At 33.9% G+C, this 17,770-nt stretch carries 17 protein-coding genes; 12 read left to right on the forward strand and 5 right to left on the reverse strand.

The genetic code is table 11. The annotated features are described in order from the left end of the window. The first annotated feature begins 54 nt into the window (after positions 1-54). Both ACKC83_RS13705 and ACKC83_RS13710 read left to right on the forward strand, forming a co-directional pair. Positions 55-861, forward strand: coding sequence for a M48 family metallopeptidase (locus tag ACKC83_RS13705; protein ID WP_434035944.1), 807 nt, complete (start codon positions 55-57; stop codon positions 859-861). 67 nt (positions 862-928) lie between these two features. Further along, positions 929-2,254 (forward strand): MFS transporter, encoded by a 1,326-nt coding sequence (locus ACKC83_RS13710; protein ID WP_434035945.1) that lies wholly within the window; start codon positions 929-931, stop codon positions 2,252-2,254. A gap of 54 nt (positions 2,255-2,308) precedes the next feature. Here the strand turns inward: ACKC83_RS13710 and ACKC83_RS13715 are convergent, their stop codons facing one another. Genes ACKC83_RS13715 through ACKC83_RS13730 form a run of 4 tightly spaced genes read right to left on the reverse strand, consistent with a single transcriptional unit; the run spans position 2,309 to position 5,260 of the window. Next, complete coding sequence (locus ACKC83_RS13715; RefSeq protein ID WP_434035946.1) at positions 2,309-3,043, reverse strand: head GIN domain-containing protein; 735 nt, start codon at positions 3,041-3,043, stop codon at positions 2,309-2,311. A 21-nt stretch (positions 3,044-3,064) separates the two neighbouring features. Then, entirely contained in the window at positions 3,065-4,150 is a 1,086-nt protein-coding gene (locus tag ACKC83_RS13720; RefSeq protein WP_434035947.1) for a hypothetical protein, read from the reverse strand. After that, positions 4,128-4,694: a hypothetical protein gene (locus tag ACKC83_RS13725; RefSeq protein WP_434035948.1), complete on the reverse strand. Its 567-nt coding sequence runs from the start codon at positions 4,692-4,694 to the stop codon at positions 4,128-4,130. Before ACKC83_RS13725 ends, ACKC83_RS13720 begins: the two co-directional genes overlap by 23 nt. Positions 4,695-4,705: 11 nt before the next feature. Further along, positions 4,706-5,260, reverse strand: coding sequence for an RNA polymerase sigma factor (locus tag ACKC83_RS13730; protein WP_434035949.1), 555 nt, complete (start codon positions 5,258-5,260; stop codon positions 4,706-4,708). Positions 5,261-5,507: 247 nt separating this feature from the next. Here ACKC83_RS13730 and lon point away from each other — a divergent pair, with 247 nt between their 5' ends. The 3 genes from lon (at position 5,508) to cmk (ending at position 9,920) form a co-directional block, all read left to right on the forward strand. Further along, a complete protein-coding gene (gene lon, locus ACKC83_RS13735; RefSeq protein WP_434035950.1) occupies positions 5,508-7,958 on the forward strand; it encodes an endopeptidase La in 2,451 nt (816 codons plus the stop codon). A 253-nt stretch (positions 7,959-8,211) separates the two neighbouring features. Beyond that, on the forward strand, positions 8,212-9,231 hold the full coding sequence (gene porQ / locus ACKC83_RS13740; protein ID WP_434035951.1) for a type IX secretion system protein PorQ: 1,020 nt from the start codon (positions 8,212-8,214) through the stop codon (positions 9,229-9,231). Next, positions 9,231-9,920: a (d)CMP kinase gene (gene cmk / locus ACKC83_RS13745; RefSeq protein ID WP_434035952.1), complete on the forward strand. Its 690-nt coding sequence runs from the start codon at positions 9,231-9,233 to the stop codon at positions 9,918-9,920. Before porQ ends, cmk begins: the two co-directional genes overlap by 1 nt. 50 nt (positions 9,921-9,970) lie before the next feature. Here cmk and ACKC83_RS13750 read toward each other — a convergent pair whose 3' ends face one another. After that, on the reverse strand, positions 9,971-10,351 hold the full coding sequence (locus ACKC83_RS13750; RefSeq protein WP_414034412.1) for a LysM peptidoglycan-binding domain-containing protein: 381 nt from the start codon (positions 10,349-10,351) through the stop codon (positions 9,971-9,973). A gap of 604 nt (positions 10,352-10,955) precedes the next feature. Here ACKC83_RS13750 and rpsA point away from each other — a divergent pair. The 7 genes from rpsA to ACKC83_RS13785 all read left to right on the forward strand — a co-directional run bounded on the left by rpsA (position 10,956) and on the right by ACKC83_RS13785 (position 17,730). Next, positions 10,956-12,785 (forward strand): 30S ribosomal protein S1, encoded by a 1,830-nt coding sequence (gene rpsA, locus ACKC83_RS13755; protein ID WP_414034413.1) that lies wholly within the window; start codon positions 10,956-10,958, stop codon positions 12,783-12,785. A 130-nt stretch (positions 12,786-12,915) separates the two neighbouring features. Further along, a complete protein-coding gene (pyrR, locus tag ACKC83_RS13760) occupies positions 12,916-13,455 on the forward strand; it encodes a bifunctional pyr operon transcriptional regulator/uracil phosphoribosyltransferase PyrR (protein WP_434035953.1) in 540 nt (179 codons plus the stop codon). Positions 13,456-13,462: 7 nt separating this feature from the next. Beyond that, complete coding sequence (locus ACKC83_RS13765) at positions 13,463-14,392, forward strand: aspartate carbamoyltransferase catalytic subunit (protein ID WP_434035954.1); 930 nt, start codon at positions 13,463-13,465, stop codon at positions 14,390-14,392. Between the two features lie 2 nt (positions 14,393-14,394). After that, a complete protein-coding gene (locus ACKC83_RS13770; protein ID WP_434035955.1) occupies positions 14,395-14,727 on the forward strand; it encodes a ribonuclease Z in 333 nt (110 codons plus the stop codon). A 3-nt stretch (positions 14,728-14,730) separates the two neighbouring features. Beyond that, positions 14,731-15,636, forward strand: coding sequence for a ribonuclease Z (locus ACKC83_RS13775; protein WP_434035956.1), 906 nt, complete (start codon positions 14,731-14,733; stop codon positions 15,634-15,636). 19 nt (positions 15,637-15,655) lie between these two features. Further along, positions 15,656-16,306 (forward strand): pyridoxamine 5'-phosphate oxidase, encoded by a 651-nt coding sequence (pdxH, locus tag ACKC83_RS13780; RefSeq protein WP_434035957.1) that lies wholly within the window; start codon positions 15,656-15,658, stop codon positions 16,304-16,306. 167 nt (positions 16,307-16,473) lie between these two features. Continuing rightward, complete coding sequence (locus ACKC83_RS13785) at positions 16,474-17,730, forward strand: MliC family protein (protein ID WP_434035958.1); 1,257 nt, start codon at positions 16,474-16,476, stop codon at positions 17,728-17,730. Positions 17,731-17,770 lie beyond the last annotated feature (40 nt).

The following is a 17,770-nucleotide window of genomic DNA, read 5'->3' on the forward strand; positions in this document are numbered from 1 at the left end:
TTTAGAATCACAAAGTTTTAAAATTTTGTAATTTTAATTTAAAAATAAATATTTATGAAAATAACTCTTCGTGTTTGCTTTTTCGCGGGCGTGTTAGCCTTAAGTTCTTGTGCAACTAATCCGTTTACAGGAAAGCAAACTATGGCACTCGTATCTAACGATCAATTATTTCCAACGTCGTTTCAACAATACGACGAATTTTTAAAATCCAATAAGGTTGTAGAAGGCACAACAGATGCTGCGCGGATTAAGCGCATCGGGCAACGTATTGCTAAAGCAGCAGAAACCTATTTAAACGCCAATGGCTATGTAGGGTATTTAAAAGGCTATAAATGGGAATATCATTTAATAGAAGACGATCAGAAAAATGCGTGGTGTATGCCAGGCGGAAAGATTGTGTTTTACACAGGTATTTTACCCGTTGCTCAAAGTGATGCAGGTATCGCGGCTATAATGGGGCACGAAGTTGCTCACGCCTTAGCAAATCACGGACAGCAACGTATGAGTGCGGCGTATATACAGCAAGGTATTGCGATTGCTGGAAATGTAGCAATAACAGATGAACAAAGTCGAGATATGTTTAATCAGTATTACGGTATTGGATCTAATGTAGGGGCGATGCTACCTTTTAGTCGTAGCCATGAATCTGAAGCAGATAGAATTGGAATTGTACTAATGGCCTTAGCTGGATACAATCCAGAAGCAGCACCTGCATTATGGACACGTATGGAATCGTCTGGTACACCCGAAATTTTAAGTACACACCCTGCTAATGCTAGTCGTATTTCTTCCTTAACGTCTTTAGTACCTAGCGCTAAAGCAGAAGCAAAAAAGTTTGGTATAACATCGTTTACTGAATAAATTTTGTAATGAGTCTTTCATTTATTTCAGAAGACATTCAACCTTAGATTTTATATTTTTTTACGACATGAAAAGTTATCCAAAAGGCAGTAAAACGTTATTAAATGCCTGGGCGTTTTACGATTGGGCAAATTCGGTGTATACCTTAACTATTGCTTCAACGATATTTCCGATATATTACGGGGCTCTATTTCTAACAGCGAATAAACAGGTTCATGTTTTTGGAACAGATATAAAAAATACGGCGCTTATTTCGTTTGTCACCGCATTTGCCTTTTTACTCATCGCTTTTATGTCTCCAATTTTATCTGGTATAGCCGATTATATTGGAAATAAAAAAGTGTTTATGAAATTCTTCTGTTATACAGGAGCACTCGCTTGTATAGGATTAAATTGGTTTAGTCTAGAGTATATCTATATAAGTTTAGCATTTTATTTTCTTGGGTTAATTGGGTATTGGGGAAGTCTTGTATTCTATAATTCTTATTTGCCAGATATTGCGTTTCCGGAACAGCAGGATAGAATTAGTGCCAAAGGCTTTTCATTAGGTTATGTGGGCAGTGTTTTATTATTGATAGTGAATTTAGCTATGGTAATGAAACCCGCACTGTTTGGCATAACAGGAACAGAAGGTGAAGCAGCCATGAAAGCTATGCGCTATTCCTTTATTATGGTAGGAATTTGGTGGATTCTTTTTAGTCAATACACCTATTATATATTACCCAAAGGTGTTAAAACCGATAGGAAGGTAACAAAAGATGTGATTTTTAATGGTTTTAAAGAATTAAAATCTGTTTTTGGAGACATCAAAGAAAACCTTAGATTAAAACGATATTTAAGAGCATTCTTTGTGTACAGTATGGCTGTACAAACCATTATGTTAGTGGCGACCTACTTTGGAGAACAAGAAGTAGAGTGGGGAGGCGATCAGGAAAAAACAATGGGACTTATTGTGAGTATATTGGTGATACAAATTGTAGCGATTTTAGGTGCGTTTTTAACCTCTAGAGCTTCAGAGAAGTTTGGAAACATTAACACACTTATTGTAATTAATTTTATATGGATGTGTTTATGTTTCTATGGATATTTTGTGGAAACACCTACACAATTTTATATCACGGCCATGTTTGTAGGATTAGTAATGGGAGGTATTCAAGCTTTGAGTCGATCGACCTATTCAAAATTTTTACCAGATACAAAAGACACCACATCTTATTTTAGTTTTTACGATGTTGCTGAAAAAATCGGAATAGTTATCGGAATGGTAATTTATGGTACTATCGATCAGATTACGGGAAGTATGCGAAACTCGATATTGTTCCTTTTTGTGTTCTTTTTAATTGGGATCATACTGTTGTACAGAGTTCCTAAGGATGAAACTCAGAAACTTTAAAGCATTAAAAAAGCATCCTAATGAGGATGCTTTTTTTGTTCTATATATTGGCTTTTATTCCATTTCTATACTTCCAGAACCAGACACCTTGGTATCTTCCTTTTTAGGATTTCCTTTATAATCTATATCTCCCGAACCAGATACACGGGCTTTAAACATTTCAGTACTTACAACCTCTGCATCTCCCGAACCTGTAACAGATGCGTCGGTGTTTTTAGAATCTAATCCAAAGCCGTGAAAATCGCCTGAACCCGTAACATTTACCTTTAAATTCTCAGTTTTACCTTTTAAGGTTAAGTCTCCAGAACCTGTTACACTACCTTCCGCAGATACGGTGTTTATGTCTAAAATAATATCGCCTGAGCCCGTAAGGCTAACATTTAAATTTTCTGTTGTAATGATGTCGTTATTCATTAAATCACCCGAACCCGTTAACGAGACTTTCGAGATATCTTCAAAAGGAATGGTGATTGTTATGTCGCGGTTGTTACTCGGGTTTAAATTTACGCCATCCTCGGTTTTTACCGTTAAGGTATTGCCTTGTACTTCGGTTAAGATATAAGGTACTAGGTTTGATTCTCCTTCCACAGTAATTTGTCCTTCGGTTCCTTTAATTAAAATATAATTCATAGAGCCTGTGCAACTAATATTGTCGTAGGTAGACGTTGATCTATTATCGGTAATAAATTCTCCATTACCTTGAATTCCTTTATTGATGCTTACACAAGAATTTAAACTAATAATAGCAACGATGAGTAAACTGGCCTTTTTTAAAATAATGCTTTTCATAGGTTGATTAAGTATTTGTGGTTAATTTTTTATAAACGATACGCTTCCGTAATCTGAATTAATTTTTATAGTGTTGGATGTATTAGAGCTACCATAATACCCCTTGTAATAATTGTTGCTAGATTCTGTACGTTTCGAACTGAATTCAAAATCGTCTTGATCTCTTAAATCGGCGTAATCTAAATCTAATTCAAAGTTAAAATGATAATTTGGGTCGTAACCAATTTTAATTCCCACATAATCGGAATCGATGTTTACATTATTGGCATTGGCCGTCATGTTCTTTATTTTAATAGAACCATAATCGGCTGTAATATCTACCGACTTATACACATCACCAATAACTACAGTTAAGTAATCGCCATCGCCTTTAAAGTAGTTTACTTTATCTACAGTCATACTACCGTAATCACAATTGTAGTCGACATTTTCTCCGATTTCAACTTTACTATTGGTATAATCTGCTTCAATAAAAAGTTTTTTAGTTTTAGCCACTGTAAAGCCGCTATAATCAGCATTAATGGTACCGCTTTTAATGTATTCAAAATAAGAGTTAGAGGTGTAGTCAAATTCAATATCATTATTATCGGCCATTAATTCCTTGGTTGTAATCTTTCCGTAATCGCAATTAATTTTTGCCCGCCCTTCTAGCTTGTCCAAGTTAATCGCACCGTAATCGTTGGTTAAATCGACATTATTAGTGATTGGCATTTTTACGATATAATTAATTTTCATGTTCACGTTATCGGCGCCGTTCCAATCCCACCATTTCGATTTCGATTTACTAAATATAGTTTTGGCAGATACATGATTAGCCGATCCGTTAAATTCTACAGATATATCTTTTAATTTATTCTGTACCGCTTCCGAATCTTTACCATTTGTAGTTATGGTAATTTCAAAAACAATACGATTTTCTTTCCAAGTTATTATATCTAGATTTCCGTAGCTGTTATCAATACTTAAAGTGGCATTACTATTTACAGAAAACTCTTTTTTAATAACACGCTCTTCGGTATGTTTTTCCTTAAAGGGGGTATTAGCTAGCACTAAATAAGGAATGAGTAAGAGTAAAAATGTAATGTTATATGATGTTTTTATTTTCATGAGAAATATGTTTTAATTGTTTTACATTGTCTATAGTTTCCATAACACTTTCTAAAATTTCAATTCGACTTTGGAAATTTGCAATCATGGCATAGATTACGCGTTTATCGTTACCACTTTTGGTTAAGTCTAATTTTAATTTTTCATAATTAGCTTCAAGGACATTGAGTTGTTTTAAAGCATCTTGTATTAAGGACTGCACTTCTGGTGCATTTTCTTTCTTTAATTGTTTTAATTCTTGAGCAATGGTCGCTGTAAAAAAACTTTGTGTTTTTGCCATTTCTGGAGAAACACTGGCTAAATCTGCTGTGTTATTATCTTGGGTTTTAATTGTAAATGTTAAGGTGATAATTAAAACCACGGTTGCGGCAACAGCAAGTAAGGGTTTTAAAAACGAATGTGTTTTTTTAACAGGCTTAATGGCTACGTGATTATTTTTTAATTTGGCTAAAAACCGATCTTCGTGATGCGTATTTGGCGTTTCAACATCAAAATCGTTTTGTAACGTTTTAAAAAGATGGTCTAATTGATCTTCTGATTTCATAAACTTATATTTTAAACGACATGTTGTAATTTTTGTCTTAAACTTTCTTTTGCTCTAGAAATGGTTGTTCTGCAATTGGCATAACTTACATTCATAATGCTTGATATTTCTTCGTAATCGTAACCTTCAATTAAATGTAAGGTTAGTGCTATTCTATAATTGTCTTTTAGGGTATTCATGGTTTTTAAAACATATTTAGCTTGATCACTTGCATGCTCATCCTGAGCGGTGTCTACGTGCGTGTCTTCAACTTTATACATGACGGTTTCAAAAGGCACATCCTCATATTTGCTATTTTTATTAAAGTGATGAATACTGTTATTAACTACGATACGCTTTAACCAACCTCCAAAAGTTTTTGTGTCTTTTAAAGTTTCCAGTTTAGTAAAAGCCGATAAAAACGAATCTTGCATAATATCTTCTGCTTCGAAACTGTTTTTTACAATTCTAAACGAGGTGTTGTACATGGCTTTGTAGTATCTGTTATAAACTTCCAATTGTGCCGATTGGTTTCCAGCTTTACAGAGTTCTACAAGCGTATCTATATGTTGGTTGGTTAGTGACAATTACAATTATTATCTATTGGTTTATTATTAAGATGAAGGTATTAATTAATTGTTACAGTTTATTGGAATAAAGTTTTTCTATTTGTTATTAGCTTGGCATATTAATTGAAAAATATTAGTAACTATTCGAGTGTATATAGTATTAATCTTTTAATTTAGAGCTATATAACGGTTTGGTTAAGTAATAAATAAAACAAAACAACCTGTATATTCTTAATTGTAATGACAGATTGACCTAAATATATATATGAAAAAATCTAATTTTTTAACTCTAGACAATATGTCACTTCAAGAGTTTGATGAGAATTCAGAATTAATACCTTTAATGACTCCCGAGGATGAGGAGAAAATTAATAATGAAGAACTTCCAGAAACCTTACCTATATTATCTTTAAGAAATACTGTATTGTTTCCAGGCGTTGTTATTCCTATTACTGCCGGTAGAGATAAGTCTATTAAGCTAATTAACGACGCTAATAAAGGTGGGAAAGTAATTGGTGTGGTGTCTCAAAAAGACGAAAGCATTGAAGATCCTACTGGAAATGACATCTTTAAAACGGGTACGGTTGCACGTATTTTACGTGTTTTAAAAATGCCTGATGGTAATACAACAGTTATTATTCAGGGTAAAAAACGTTTTAAGATAAACGAAGTGACTTCTGAAGAACCGTATTTAACGGCAACTATTTCTGAAGTTCCGGAAGAAAAACCTGCAAAGAAAAATGAAGAATTTGCTGCGATATTAGATTCCATTAAAGAATTGTCGCTTCAAATCATCAAGGAAAGTCCGAACATACCAAGTGAGGCCTCTTTCGCTATAAAAAATATTGAAAGCAATTCGTTTTTAATCAACTTTGTGTCTTCTAATATGAATTTAACAGTTCAGGAGAAACAGAGTCTTTTAGAAAACAATTCGCTTAAAGAACGCGCTTTGGAAACTTTGCGTTATATGAATGTTGAATTTCAGAAACTAGAACTTAAAAACGATATTCAGTTAAAGGTTCAAAGTGATATGAATCAGCAACAGCGTGAATATTTCTTACATCAACAAATGAAAACCATTCAAGAAGAATTGGGAGGCGTGAGTTACGAAGAGGAAGTTGAAGAAATGAGAATGCGTTCTAAAAAGAAAAAATGGAACGAAGAGATTGCTAAGCATTTCGAGAAGGAATTAGCGAAAATGCAACGTATGAATCCGCAAGTTGCAGAGTATTCTATTCAGCGTAATTATTTAGATTTATTTTTGGATCTACCTTGGGATGAATTTAGTAAAGATAAATTCGACTTAAAACGTGCGCAACGTATCTTAGACCGTGATCATTATGGTTTAGAAGATGTCAAGCGTCGTATTATAGAGTATTTAGCGGTCTTAAAGTTGCGTAACGATATGAAATCTCCAATTTTATGTCTTTATGGACCTCCAGGAGTTGGTAAAACGTCTTTAGGAAAATCTATCGCTGAAGCTTTAGGACGAGAATATGTGCGTGTGTCTTTAGGTGGTTTACGTGATGAGGCAGAAATACGCGGACATAGAAAAACGTATATTGGTGCTATGTCAGGTCGTATTATTCAAGGACTTAAAAAGGCTGGTACGTCTAATCCCGTTTTTGTTTTAGACGAAATCGATAAGTTATCAAACTCACATCAAGGCGATCCTTCTTCCGCGTTATTAGAAGTGTTAGATCCGGAGCAAAACAATGCTTTCCACGATAATTTCTTAGAGTTGGGTTACGATTTATCTAAAGTGATGTTTGTGGCCACGTCTAATAGTTTAAACACCATTCAGCCAGCGTTATTAGATCGTATGGAAATTATAAATGTAACGGGTTATACTATCGAAGAAAAGGTAGAAATAGCGAAACGTCATTTACTTCCTAAACAGATTAAAGAACATGGTTTAACCGATAAGGATATTAAAATAGGAAAGCCTCAATTAGAAAAAATAGTTGAAGGTTATACTAGAGAATCTGGTGTTCGTGGACTTGAAAAACAAATTGCAAAAATGGTGCGTTATGCGGCTAAAAACATTGCAATGGAAGACGAGTATAACGTAAAAATATCTAACGAAGATATTATTTCTGTACTAGGCGGACCGAAATTAGAACGTGATAAATACGAAAACAATAATGTAGCAGGAGTTGTTACTGGTTTAGCGTGGACAAGTGTTGGTGGAGATATTCTGTTTATAGAATCTATTTTATCTAAAGGAAAAGGGAATTTAACCATTACCGGAAATTTAGGAAAAGTGATGAAGGAATCTGCGACCATTGCTATGGAGTATATTAAAGCGAATGCAGACGAATTAGGATTAGATTCTGATGTTTTCGATAAATATAACGTACATATTCACGTGCCGGAAGGGGCAACACCTAAAGATGGTCCAAGTGCGGGTGTAACCATGTTAACCTCGTTAGTGTCTTTATTTACACAACGTAAAGTAAAAAGTAGTTTAGCCATGACAGGAGAGATTACATTACGTGGAAAGGTTTTACCAGTTGGAGGAATTAAGGAGAAAATCCTTGCTGCCAAACGTGCTAGAATAAAAGAGATTATGTTGTGTGAAGAAAACAGACGTGATATCGAAGAAATAAAGCAAGAATATTTAAAAGGGTTAACCTTTCATTATGTTTCGGAAATGAGTGATGTTTTAAAATTTGCTTTAACTGACGAAAAAGTGAAAAACGCAAAAACATTATAATTTAAAATATAAGTTTTATTCTTAATACTTTAAAAGCATCCACAAACTTGCGGTTTTGGATGCTTTTTTTGCGTCTAACAGTTAATAATTAATAATTTCACTCCAAGTTAACCCCGATTTTTCTAGTTTGCAGTAGGTCATATAAAAAGGTAGTTAAGTGTATAAATAACGTAAGTGTAAAGATTCTAGATGACTAAAAATATAATTAAGAAAACGACGTTTTAAACCTAAGATTTATTTAATTTGCACCCGTATGAGGCAAAAATTGGCATTATTATTTATTGGTTGTTGTAGTTACGTCGCGTCCGCACAGTTGGGAGGTGAGTCTACTTATCAATTTTTAAATTTAGTGTCGTCTCCACGTCAAGCGGCTTTAGGCGGAAAAGTAATTACAAATGTCGATTACGATGTTACGCAAGCCTTGTATAATCCTGCAACTATAAATGTTGAAATGGATAATCAGTTGGCCTTAAACTACACCAGTCATTTAGGAGCCATAAGTTACGGAACTGCTGCTTATGCTTATACCTACGACAGACGTACACAAACATTTCACGCAGGAGTTACCTATGTAAATTACGGACAATTTGATGGTTATGATGAAGACGGAAATCAAACCGGTACGTTTAGTGGTGGAGAATCTGCTTTGTCTTTAGGTTACGCTACGCAATTAGGGAGATCTAATATTTATGTGGGTGGAAATTTAAAATTAATCACATCCAAACTAGAGCAGTATTCGTCTTTTGGAGCAGCAGTAGATATTGGTGCGATATATATAAATGAGAGCATAAATTTTAATGCGGCTTTAGTGATAAGAAATTTAGGAACTCAGATTACGACTTACGCGGGGCAACATGAACCTTTACCTTTAGAAATCGATTTGGGATTTTCTCAGAGATTAGAAAATGTACCCATTCGTTGGCACCTTACGTTCGAGAATTTACAACAATGGCCCATTGCTGTGGCTAATCCTGCACGTTCTACCAGTGATTTAGAAGGAAATAATACATCGGAAGATGTTGGATTTTTATCAAATGTGATCCGTCATACTATTATAGGGGCCGAATTGTTTCCAGAAAGCGGATTCAATTTACGATTCGGATATAGTTTTAGACGGGGAGAGGAATTACGTATTGTGGACGAGAGAAACTTCTCTGGGCTTTCGGCAGGAATAGGAATTAAAATGAATAAACTACGATTTAGTTACACCTATGCGAGATACTCTAGCGCGTCCAGTTCTAGCTTTTTCGGATTAAATATAGATTTACAATAATGAAAGATATTACTATTGCTATCGACGGCTTTTCATCTACAGGAAAAAGCACCATTGCCAAATTACTAGCCAAATCATTAGGTTATGTGTATGTAGATTCTGGAGCAATGTATCGTGCAATTACATATTTTGCTATGAAACAGGGTAGGATTTCTACCGAACATTTTGATAGAGATGGTTTAATTTCAGATTTACCAAATGCTAATGTGTCTTTTAAGTTTAACGACGATTTAGGCTTTGCCGAAGTGTATTTAAACAATGAGAATATTGAGAAAAATATACGGACTTTAGAAGTCTCTAATTTAGTAAGTACCGTTGCTGCGGTTCCTGAAGTAAGAAAGCAGTTGGTTAAAATTCAGAAAGAAATTGGGAAGAATAAAGCTGTAGTAATGGACGGACGAGACATTGGTACTGTGGTTTTCCCTGATGCCGAACTTAAAATTTTTATGAATGCTTCGGCACAAACCCGTGCCATGCGTCGTTATAACGAAATTAAAAACAATGGAGAAGCCATTACTTTTGATGCCATTTTAGAGAATGTTCAAAAACGCGATCATTTAGATAGTACCCGTAAAGATTCACCACTGGTAAAAGCAGAAGATGCAATTGAAGTCGATAATTCTAACATTTCGATTGAAGATCAATTTCAGAATATTTTAAAACTTGTAAACGCTGTTTTAAACGCATAAAAAAAAGAGCAATCGTTAGATTGCTCTTCTGTATTATACCTTACTGTATATTATAAATTTGGAATTACTAATACTTGATCAGGATGGATTACATCCGGATTTTTAAGTATGTCTGTGTTGGCTTTAAATATATCTTGATATTTAGAAGCTTCTCCGTAATATTGTTTTGCTATTTTACCTAAAGTATCACCACTTTTTACGGTATGTTTGTGGAACACACTAGTATCGGCTACTTTAATATCTGCCATTATATCTGTTGGGTTTTCACCACCAATAGCTTTAATTTTATCCCACAATAGGTTTTTCTCGTACTGAGTTTGTGCTGTACCTTTTACTTTTAATACACCATTTTCTTCAGATACATCCCCATTTTGAATGTTAAGCGATTCTCCTAAGTCAAGAACGTCTTGATATTTTGATTTTACTGCCATAATTAAGTTTGATTTTTATGAATACAATATATTAATTTTCTTTTAAAAGTAGTTGAAATTTTTATTAATTAAAAATGAAAGTATAAATAACAATCTTAACATTCGGTGTAGAATTTGTAGTCAATTAATAGAGTGAACAAGGGGCAGTTTATAATTTAGATACTATATAATGTATTTACTGGTAACCTACTATATAATATATTTAAAAGTATATTGGAAAGATTAAGTTAGTATTATATCAGGTTAAAATCGTTTTAAGGTGTGCTATATGGTAACTTAGAAGAGAGGTAGTTTAAGTGAGATAATAGTTATAATTTATCTTAAATATATAAGTTGTAAACTTAACTTTAAGGAGATATGGAATTAGTTTAATAACTAACTTGTTTTCAGTTGTTTAATTTAAATAACAAATATTAGGCTATTTTAAAAAATATAATTAATTTTGCACTCCTTTTAGCGACAGTTGGAAAGATAAGAGGAACTGAAAAAATTATATATAACACTTCTATGTGTTTGTCGCTTAATTCTTCCAAGAACATATAGGATACAAGATGTAATGTCATTTGTGCGAAAGCAAAACAAATGCATTATTAATTTATTTTAAATGGCTGAAAAAGCAAAACAAGCTGAAGTTGAAGCAACTGAAGCACAAAATGTAGAAGCTCCAAAAGTATCTGAAGCTCAAGCAAACCCTGAAAAATTCTTAGCAGACTTTAACTGGCACAACTACCAAGAAGGTATTGACGAAGTTGATGACAAGCAATTACAAGAATTTGAAAAATTAGTAGCAGAAAATTTCGTTGATACATTAAACGACGAAGTGGTAGAAGGAACTGTAGTACACCTTTCTGACCGTGATGCTATTATTGACATTAACGCTAAATCTGAAGGTGTAATTTCGTTAAACGAATTCCGTTACAACCCGAACTTAGCAGTTGGTGACAAAGTAGAAGTATTAATTGATGTTCGTGAAGACGCAACTGGTCAATTAGTATTATCTCACAGAAAAGCTCGTGTAATTAAAGCATGGGATCGCGTAAATAACGCTCATGATACTGGTGAAATCGTTAACGGTTTTGTTAAGTGTAGAACTAAGGGTGGTATGATCGTTGACGTATTTGGTATTGAAGCATTCTTACCAGGTTCTCAAATCGATGTTAAGCCAATTAGAGATTACGATCAGTATGTAAACAAAACAATGGAATTCAAAGTTGTGAAAATCAACCACGAATTTAAAAACGTTGTTGTGTCTCATAAAGCGCTTATTGAAGCTGATATTGAAGAACAGAAAAAAGAAATTATTGGTCAATTAGAAAAAGGTCAAGTATTAGAAGGTGTTGTTAAAAACATTACTTCTTACGGTGTATTCATCGACCTTGGTGGAGTAGACGGATTAATTCACATTACAGATCTTTCTTGGTCTAGAATTAATCACCCTAACGAAATCGTTGAATTAGATCAAAAATTAAACGTTGTTATTCTTGACTTCGATGAAGATAAATCAAGAATCCAATTAGGTCTTAAGCAATTATCTAAGCACCCATGGGATGCTTTAGGTGAAGAAGTTAAAGTTGGTGACAAAGTTAAAGGTAAAGTTGTTGTAATCGCAGATTACGGTGCATTTATCGAAGTTGCAGAAGGTGTTGAAGGTTTAGTTCACGTTTCTGAAATGTCTTGGTCTACGCACTTACGTTCAGCTCAAGATTTCGTATCTGTTGGAGACGAAGTTGAAGCAGTTATCTTAACTCTAGATAGAGAAGAGCGTAAAATGTCTCTTGGTATTAAGCAATTAACTCCAGATCCATGGACAGATATTACTACTAAATACCCATTAAGCTCTAAGCATACAGGTATCGTACGTAACTTTACAAACTTTGGTGTTTTTGTTGAATTAGAAGAAGGTATCGATGGATTAATTTACATCTCTGATTTATCTTGGACTAAGAAAATCAAACATCCATCTGAGTTCTGTGCTGTTGGAGACAAATTAGAAGTTGTTGTACTTGAGTTAGATGTTGAAGGACGTAAATTATCTTTAGGTCACAAACAAACAACTCCTAATCCTTGGGATAAGTATGAAACTGAATTTGCTGTAGGAACTGTTCACACAGCTGAAATTTCTGAAGTAGTAGATAAAGGTGCTACAATCGACTTTAACGAAGATATCGTTGCTTTCGTTCCTTCTCGTCATTTAGAGCAAGAAGATGGTAAGAAACTTGGTAAAGGAGATTCTGCTGAATTCAAAATCATTGAATTTAACAAAGAATTTAAAAGAGTAGTTGCTTCTCATACTGCTATTTTTAAAGAAGAAGAGATTGCAAATGTAAAAGCTGCTGTTAAAAAACAAACAGCTCAAGCTTCTGAAGCTAAACCAACTTTAGGTGATGCTAACGATGCTTTACAAGCTCTTAAAGATAAAATGGAAGGGAAATAATTTTCCTAACTATTTATAACTTAAAAGCCTTCCATTATTTGGAAGGCTTTTTTTATGTTTTGTATTAAAGGCAATCCGTATTATTAAATTTTTACCTTACCTTTGTTTAGTAAATACGTTTGGAAACAATATGAGTCAAAAAGTGTTACTTAATGCAACAGAGGTAAACATCATTCTTCATCGATTGGCTTGTCAACTTATTGAAAAACATAACGATTTTTCAAATACCGTTTTAATAGGATTACAACCTAGAGGAAAATTTTTAGCAAAACGGTTAGCTAAAATTCTTGTAGAAGAATATAAAATTAAAGACCTTGAACTAGGCCTTTTGGATATTACTTTTTATCGAGACGATTTTAGAAGAAGCGACAAACCTTTGGAAGCCAATACCACAGAAATTAATTTTGTAGTCGAAAATAAAAATGTCGTTTTTATTGACGATGTTTTATATACTGGACGTAGCATACGTGCGGCACTAACTGCAATTCAATCTTTTGGTAGACCAGAAGAAATAGAACTATTAACGTTAATAGATAGACGCTTTAGCAGACACCTACCTATACAGCCTAATTATCGTGGCCGACAAGTAGATGCAATAAATAAAGAAAAAGTAATTGTACAATGGCAGGAACAAGCCGAGGAGGATGCTGTGTACTTAATTAATAATTAGAACTAAGATGAGCGAATTAAGTGTAAATCACTTACTAGGTATTAAATATCTTGATAAAGAAGATATTCAGTTAATTTTTGAAACTGCCGATCATTTTAAAGAAGTTATCAATAGGCCCATTAAAAAAGTGCCTTCACTTCGAGACATTACCATTGCCAATCTGTTTTTCGAAAATTCTACACGTACGAAATTATCTTTCGAATTGGCAGAAAAACGATTATCTGCAGATGTTATTAATTTCTCTGCCGGACAATCTTCAGTTAAAAAAGGAGAAACTTTAATCGATACAGTGAACAACATTCTATCTATGAAAGTAGATATGGTTGTAATGCGCCATCCAAATCCTGGAGCAGGTGTATTTCTTTCCAAACATGTTAATGCGAGTATTGTTAATGCTGGAGATGGTGCTCACGAACATCCTACACAGGCATTACTAGATTCTTATTCTATTCGTGAAAGATTAGGAGAAGTTAAAGGAAAAAAAGTGGTGATAGTTGGCGATATTTTACATAGTAGAGTTGCCCTTTCAAACATTTATGCATTACAACTTCAGGGAGCAAAAGTAATGGTTTGCGGACCAAAAACATTAATCCCTAAGTATATAGATAAGCTTGGAGTAAAAGTTGAAACAGACTTACGTAAAGCTTTGGAATGGTGTGATGTAGCGAATATGCTTCGCGTTCAAAACGAACGTATGGATATCAGTTATTTTCCTTCAACTAGAGAATATACTCAGCAATTTGGAGTCGATAAAGCTTTGCTAGATAGCTTAAATAAAGAGATTGTAATTATGCACCCAGGACCAATAAATCGTGGGGTAGAAATTACTAGTGACGTAGCAGATTCTAATCAAGCTATTATTCTTGATCAGGTCGAAAACGGAGTAGCAATTAGGATGGCTGTAATATATTTATTAGCTTCAAAAATAAAACAGTAATCATGATTTTAAATACAGAAGGTAACACTACAATAATTACTCAAGAAAAGGCTACGCCAATCGAGTTGGTTAAAAAAATTGAAGCGTTATACCCAAAGTTTAAAAACGATAACATTATAGTAAATCTGTCGTCTATAGATACATTAACTTTAGAAAGTGTTGTAGAATTTCTTCAGGTTTCAAATAGTCACAGAAAGGCGAAACATTCTTTTGTGCTGGTAACCGATAAGATTAAATTAGACGATACGCCAGACGAAATTATTGTAGTGCCAACGTTAAAAGAAGCCTACGATATTATTGAAATGGAAGACATGGAAAGAGATTTAGGATTTTAAATTATGCAATTAACAATTCTAGGTTGTCATAGTGCAACGCCACGTATTTCGGCACATCAAACGGCTCAAGTTTTAGAAATTAAGAATCATGTGTTTTTAATTGACTGTGGTGAAGGGACGCAGGTACAACTTAGAAAATATAAGGTTAAATTTAACCGGATTAAACATATATTTATATCACATCTTCATGGCGATCATTATTTCGGACTTATAGGATTAGTCTCAACGTTTAGACTCTTAACACGGGATACCGATTTACATATTTACGGTCCGAAGGGATTAGAAGAAGTGATTATGCTTCAAATGAAATTAGGCGGATCATGGACTAATTTTAAGTTAATCTTTCATGAATTAACGTCTAAAGAATCCGAACTCATTTATGAAGACGACACAGTAGAAGTGCACACCATACCACTTAAACATCGCGTATATACTAACGGATTCTTATTTAAGGAAAAAGTGGGTGAACGTAAACTGGATATGAATGCCATTCTAAATAATGACATTGATGTGGCGTACTACAGAAAATTAAAGCAAGGAGCAGACGTTATTAATGAAGCGGGAGTTTTAGTTAAAAATGAAGACTTAACCACAGATCCGACACCAACAAAAAGTTACGCGTTTTGTAGTGATACCGTGTATAATGAGTCTATTGTGCCCATTATAAAAGATGTCGATTTATTATATCACGAATCCACTTTTTTAGAAAAACACGAAAAAAACGCCTTTCCAACAAAACACTGTACGGCAAAACAAGCCGCTAGTATTGCTAAGCAAGCCCAAGCAAAACAACTTGTTTTAGGTCATTTTTCAACGCGTTACGACGATTTAAATGAATTTAAATGTGAAGCTCAGGAAGTTTATCAACCGGTAGATATTGCGGCGGCAGGAAAAGTATTTCAAATATAATCTGTAATTAGATTGAACTATGGAAGAACAAGATTTAAGTAACTATAGAAAAGTTTACGAGAAGCGTGAATTGCTTACAGAAGACACGCCCGAAAATCCGTTAGAATTATTCAGAAGTTGGTTTTTAGAAGTAGATCAACATTTTTTAGAAGATGAAACTAATGCGATGACAGTTTCTACCATTGGATTAGACGGATTTCCAAAAAGTAGAGTCGTGCTTTTAAAACGATACACTTACGAAGGTTTTATATTTTATACCAATTATGAAAGTGAAAAAGGTAAAGCTATTTTAGCGAATCCTAATGTATGTTTATCCTTCTTTTGGCCAAAAGCCGAACGTCAAATTATTATTAAAGGTAAAGCAGAAAAGATTCCTGAAAATATGAGCGATGGCTATTTCGAGTCTCGACCAAGAGGCAGTCAATTGGGAGCTATAGTCTCGCAACAAAGCGAAGTTATAGAAAGTCGCGATGTTTTAGATCTTAATTTAAAAGCTTTAGAAGAATCGTTTACAGGTAAAGAAATTCCTAGACCAGAGTATTGGGGCGGATTTATAGTGCGACCAGTAGAACTAGAGTTTTGGCAAGGAAGACCAAATAGATTGCATGATCGCATTCGCTATAAATTGGAAGATAATTACGATTGGACAAAAGAGCGTTTATCTCCATGATACCATAAAGTATTGGCATTAATGGTTAGTTCCATTTAAGTTTCAAAACATGGTTAATTTACATGCCATTAAGGGTAAATATGGCCATATTTTCGTTTTAACTTTTTCAAATTAAATTTAGATATTGATTTATTTATTAACTAAATTTAACACTTTAACTTTCTAAAATGCAACGTATGCTTTCTTTTAATAAGTATCATTTCATTGCCAGTGCTTTAGTTATATCGTTAAGTTTCTCTTCTTGTAACCAAGAAAAAAACGGAAGTGTAGCCGTAGCTCAACTAGCAGATTCTAGCTCGTCTACTATTTTTATTTCTAACGATAAAAAGCATGAATTTGTGGTTATTGCCAATCCAGGAAGTACCGATGGTAAAATTACAGTACATGATTCTAAAGAAAATAAAGAATATGCGTTACAACGTGTAGATAGTGGTAGTGGCATTAAATACCAAGGCGAAGATGGATATGCACTGTGGACAAAAGGTAGTGAGTTTGTTTGGAGCAAAAATGATGAAACTATTGCAAAAGGATCTTTAAAAACTACCGAAGTTAAGGTTGAAAAAGAGGTTGCAATTTCTAAATTTAATAGCAATCACTATGGTAATTTTGTAACTGGTGATTACGATATGAGGGGTGAAGGTAACGACTGGGTAGCTGTAATTGTTAAGCCCATTGATAGATTTAGAGTCAAGTTATCTGTCCGTTCTAGAGCCGACAAAAAAAGGGAGACCTGTACTTTTGATGCGATTGGATATGTTAGCGACGAGAATACATTAAAAGTTTCCGAAAATGGTATCAATATAGTATTCACGTTCACAGATAATGAGGTAAGCATCTCAACCATGTCTGAAATGGCTACAGACAAATTGGCCTATTTTTGTTCGGGTGGTGCGAGTTTAGCCGATACGTATTCTAAAATAGACGGTGATTTAGATCCAAAACAAATAGATAAAACAGGTTATTCTAAATCTTTAGAGTATAATAACATCTTATTTTTAATTGAAGAAAAAGACGGTATGGTAACCGTTACTCCAGAAGGCTTAGAAGCAGGTGCTTCAGAAACTTATACGGTAACTGGCGAAATTATTAATGCAGAAGTAGACGATTTAAATAACGATACTTTTCCGGAGCTATTAATATATACCAAATCTGGTGTGCATAACATTGGGGAAGTTATTGGGTTTTCTGTAAATAATGGAAAATCGTTAAGTAAGATTAATATCCCTAAGGTTTCAGATAGTGCAGAAACAAATCAAGGTTATCAAGGTTATGACGAATTTGCAATGGTTGAAGGAACCTTTATTCAGCGTTTCCCGATATATGAAAATAACGAGCCTACAGAGAAAATTAGACAAATTCAGTATAAATTAGAAGACGCCGAGGGCATAAGACAGTTGGTAGTTAATAAAATTATGAATTATTAGAAAAGTAACTATACAGGTTAAAACAAAAAATCTCGAGCGC

The organism is Formosa bonchosmolovskayae (assembly GCF_051016085.1).
In the GTDB taxonomy this organism is placed as follows: domain Bacteria; phylum Bacteroidota; class Bacteroidia; order Flavobacteriales; family Flavobacteriaceae; genus Formosa.

Bases quoted from the DNA above. Each gene is read 5' to 3' on its own strand.
- ACKC83_RS13785 (WP_434035958.1), top strand. From the start codon at position 16,474: ATGCAACGTATGCTTTCTTTTAATAAGTATCATTTCATTGCCAGTGCT.
- ACKC83_RS13770 (WP_434035955.1), top strand. From the start codon at position 14,395: ATGATTTTAAATACAGAAGGTAACACTACAATAATTACTCAAGAAAAG.
- ACKC83_RS13765 (WP_434035954.1), top strand. From the start codon at position 13,463: ATGAGCGAATTAAGTGTAAATCACTTACTAGGTATTAAATATCTTGAT.
- porQ (WP_434035951.1), top strand. From the start codon at position 8,212: ATGAGGCAAAAATTGGCATTATTATTTATTGGTTGTTGTAGTTACGTC.
- ACKC83_RS13720 (WP_434035947.1), bottom strand. From the start codon at position 4,150: ATGAAAATAAAAACATCATATAACATTACATTTTTACTCTTACTCATT.
- ACKC83_RS13725 (WP_434035948.1), bottom strand. From the start codon at position 4,694: ATGAAATCAGAAGATCAATTAGACCATCTTTTTAAAACGTTACAAAAC.
- cmk (WP_434035952.1), top strand. From the start codon at position 9,231: ATGAAAGATATTACTATTGCTATCGACGGCTTTTCATCTACAGGAAAA.
- rpsA (WP_414034413.1), top strand. From the start codon at position 10,956: ATGGCTGAAAAAGCAAAACAAGCTGAAGTTGAAGCAACTGAAGCACAA.
- ACKC83_RS13750 (WP_414034412.1), bottom strand. From the start codon at position 10,351: ATGGCAGTAAAATCAAAATATCAAGACGTTCTTGACTTAGGAGAATCG.
- ACKC83_RS13710 (WP_434035945.1), top strand. From the start codon at position 929: ATGAAAAGTTATCCAAAAGGCAGTAAAACGTTATTAAATGCCTGGGCG.
- pyrR (WP_434035953.1), top strand. From the start codon at position 12,916: ATGAGTCAAAAAGTGTTACTTAATGCAACAGAGGTAAACATCATTCTT.
- ACKC83_RS13705 (WP_434035944.1), top strand. From the start codon at position 55: ATGAAAATAACTCTTCGTGTTTGCTTTTTCGCGGGCGTGTTAGCCTTA.
- lon (WP_434035950.1), top strand. From the start codon at position 5,508: ATGAAAAAATCTAATTTTTTAACTCTAGACAATATGTCACTTCAAGAG.
- ACKC83_RS13715 (WP_434035946.1), bottom strand. From the start codon at position 3,043: ATGAAAAGCATTATTTTAAAAAAGGCCAGTTTACTCATCGTTGCTATT.
- ACKC83_RS13775 (WP_434035956.1), top strand. From the start codon at position 14,731: ATGCAATTAACAATTCTAGGTTGTCATAGTGCAACGCCACGTATTTCG.
- pdxH (WP_434035957.1), top strand. From the start codon at position 15,656: ATGGAAGAACAAGATTTAAGTAACTATAGAAAAGTTTACGAGAAGCGT.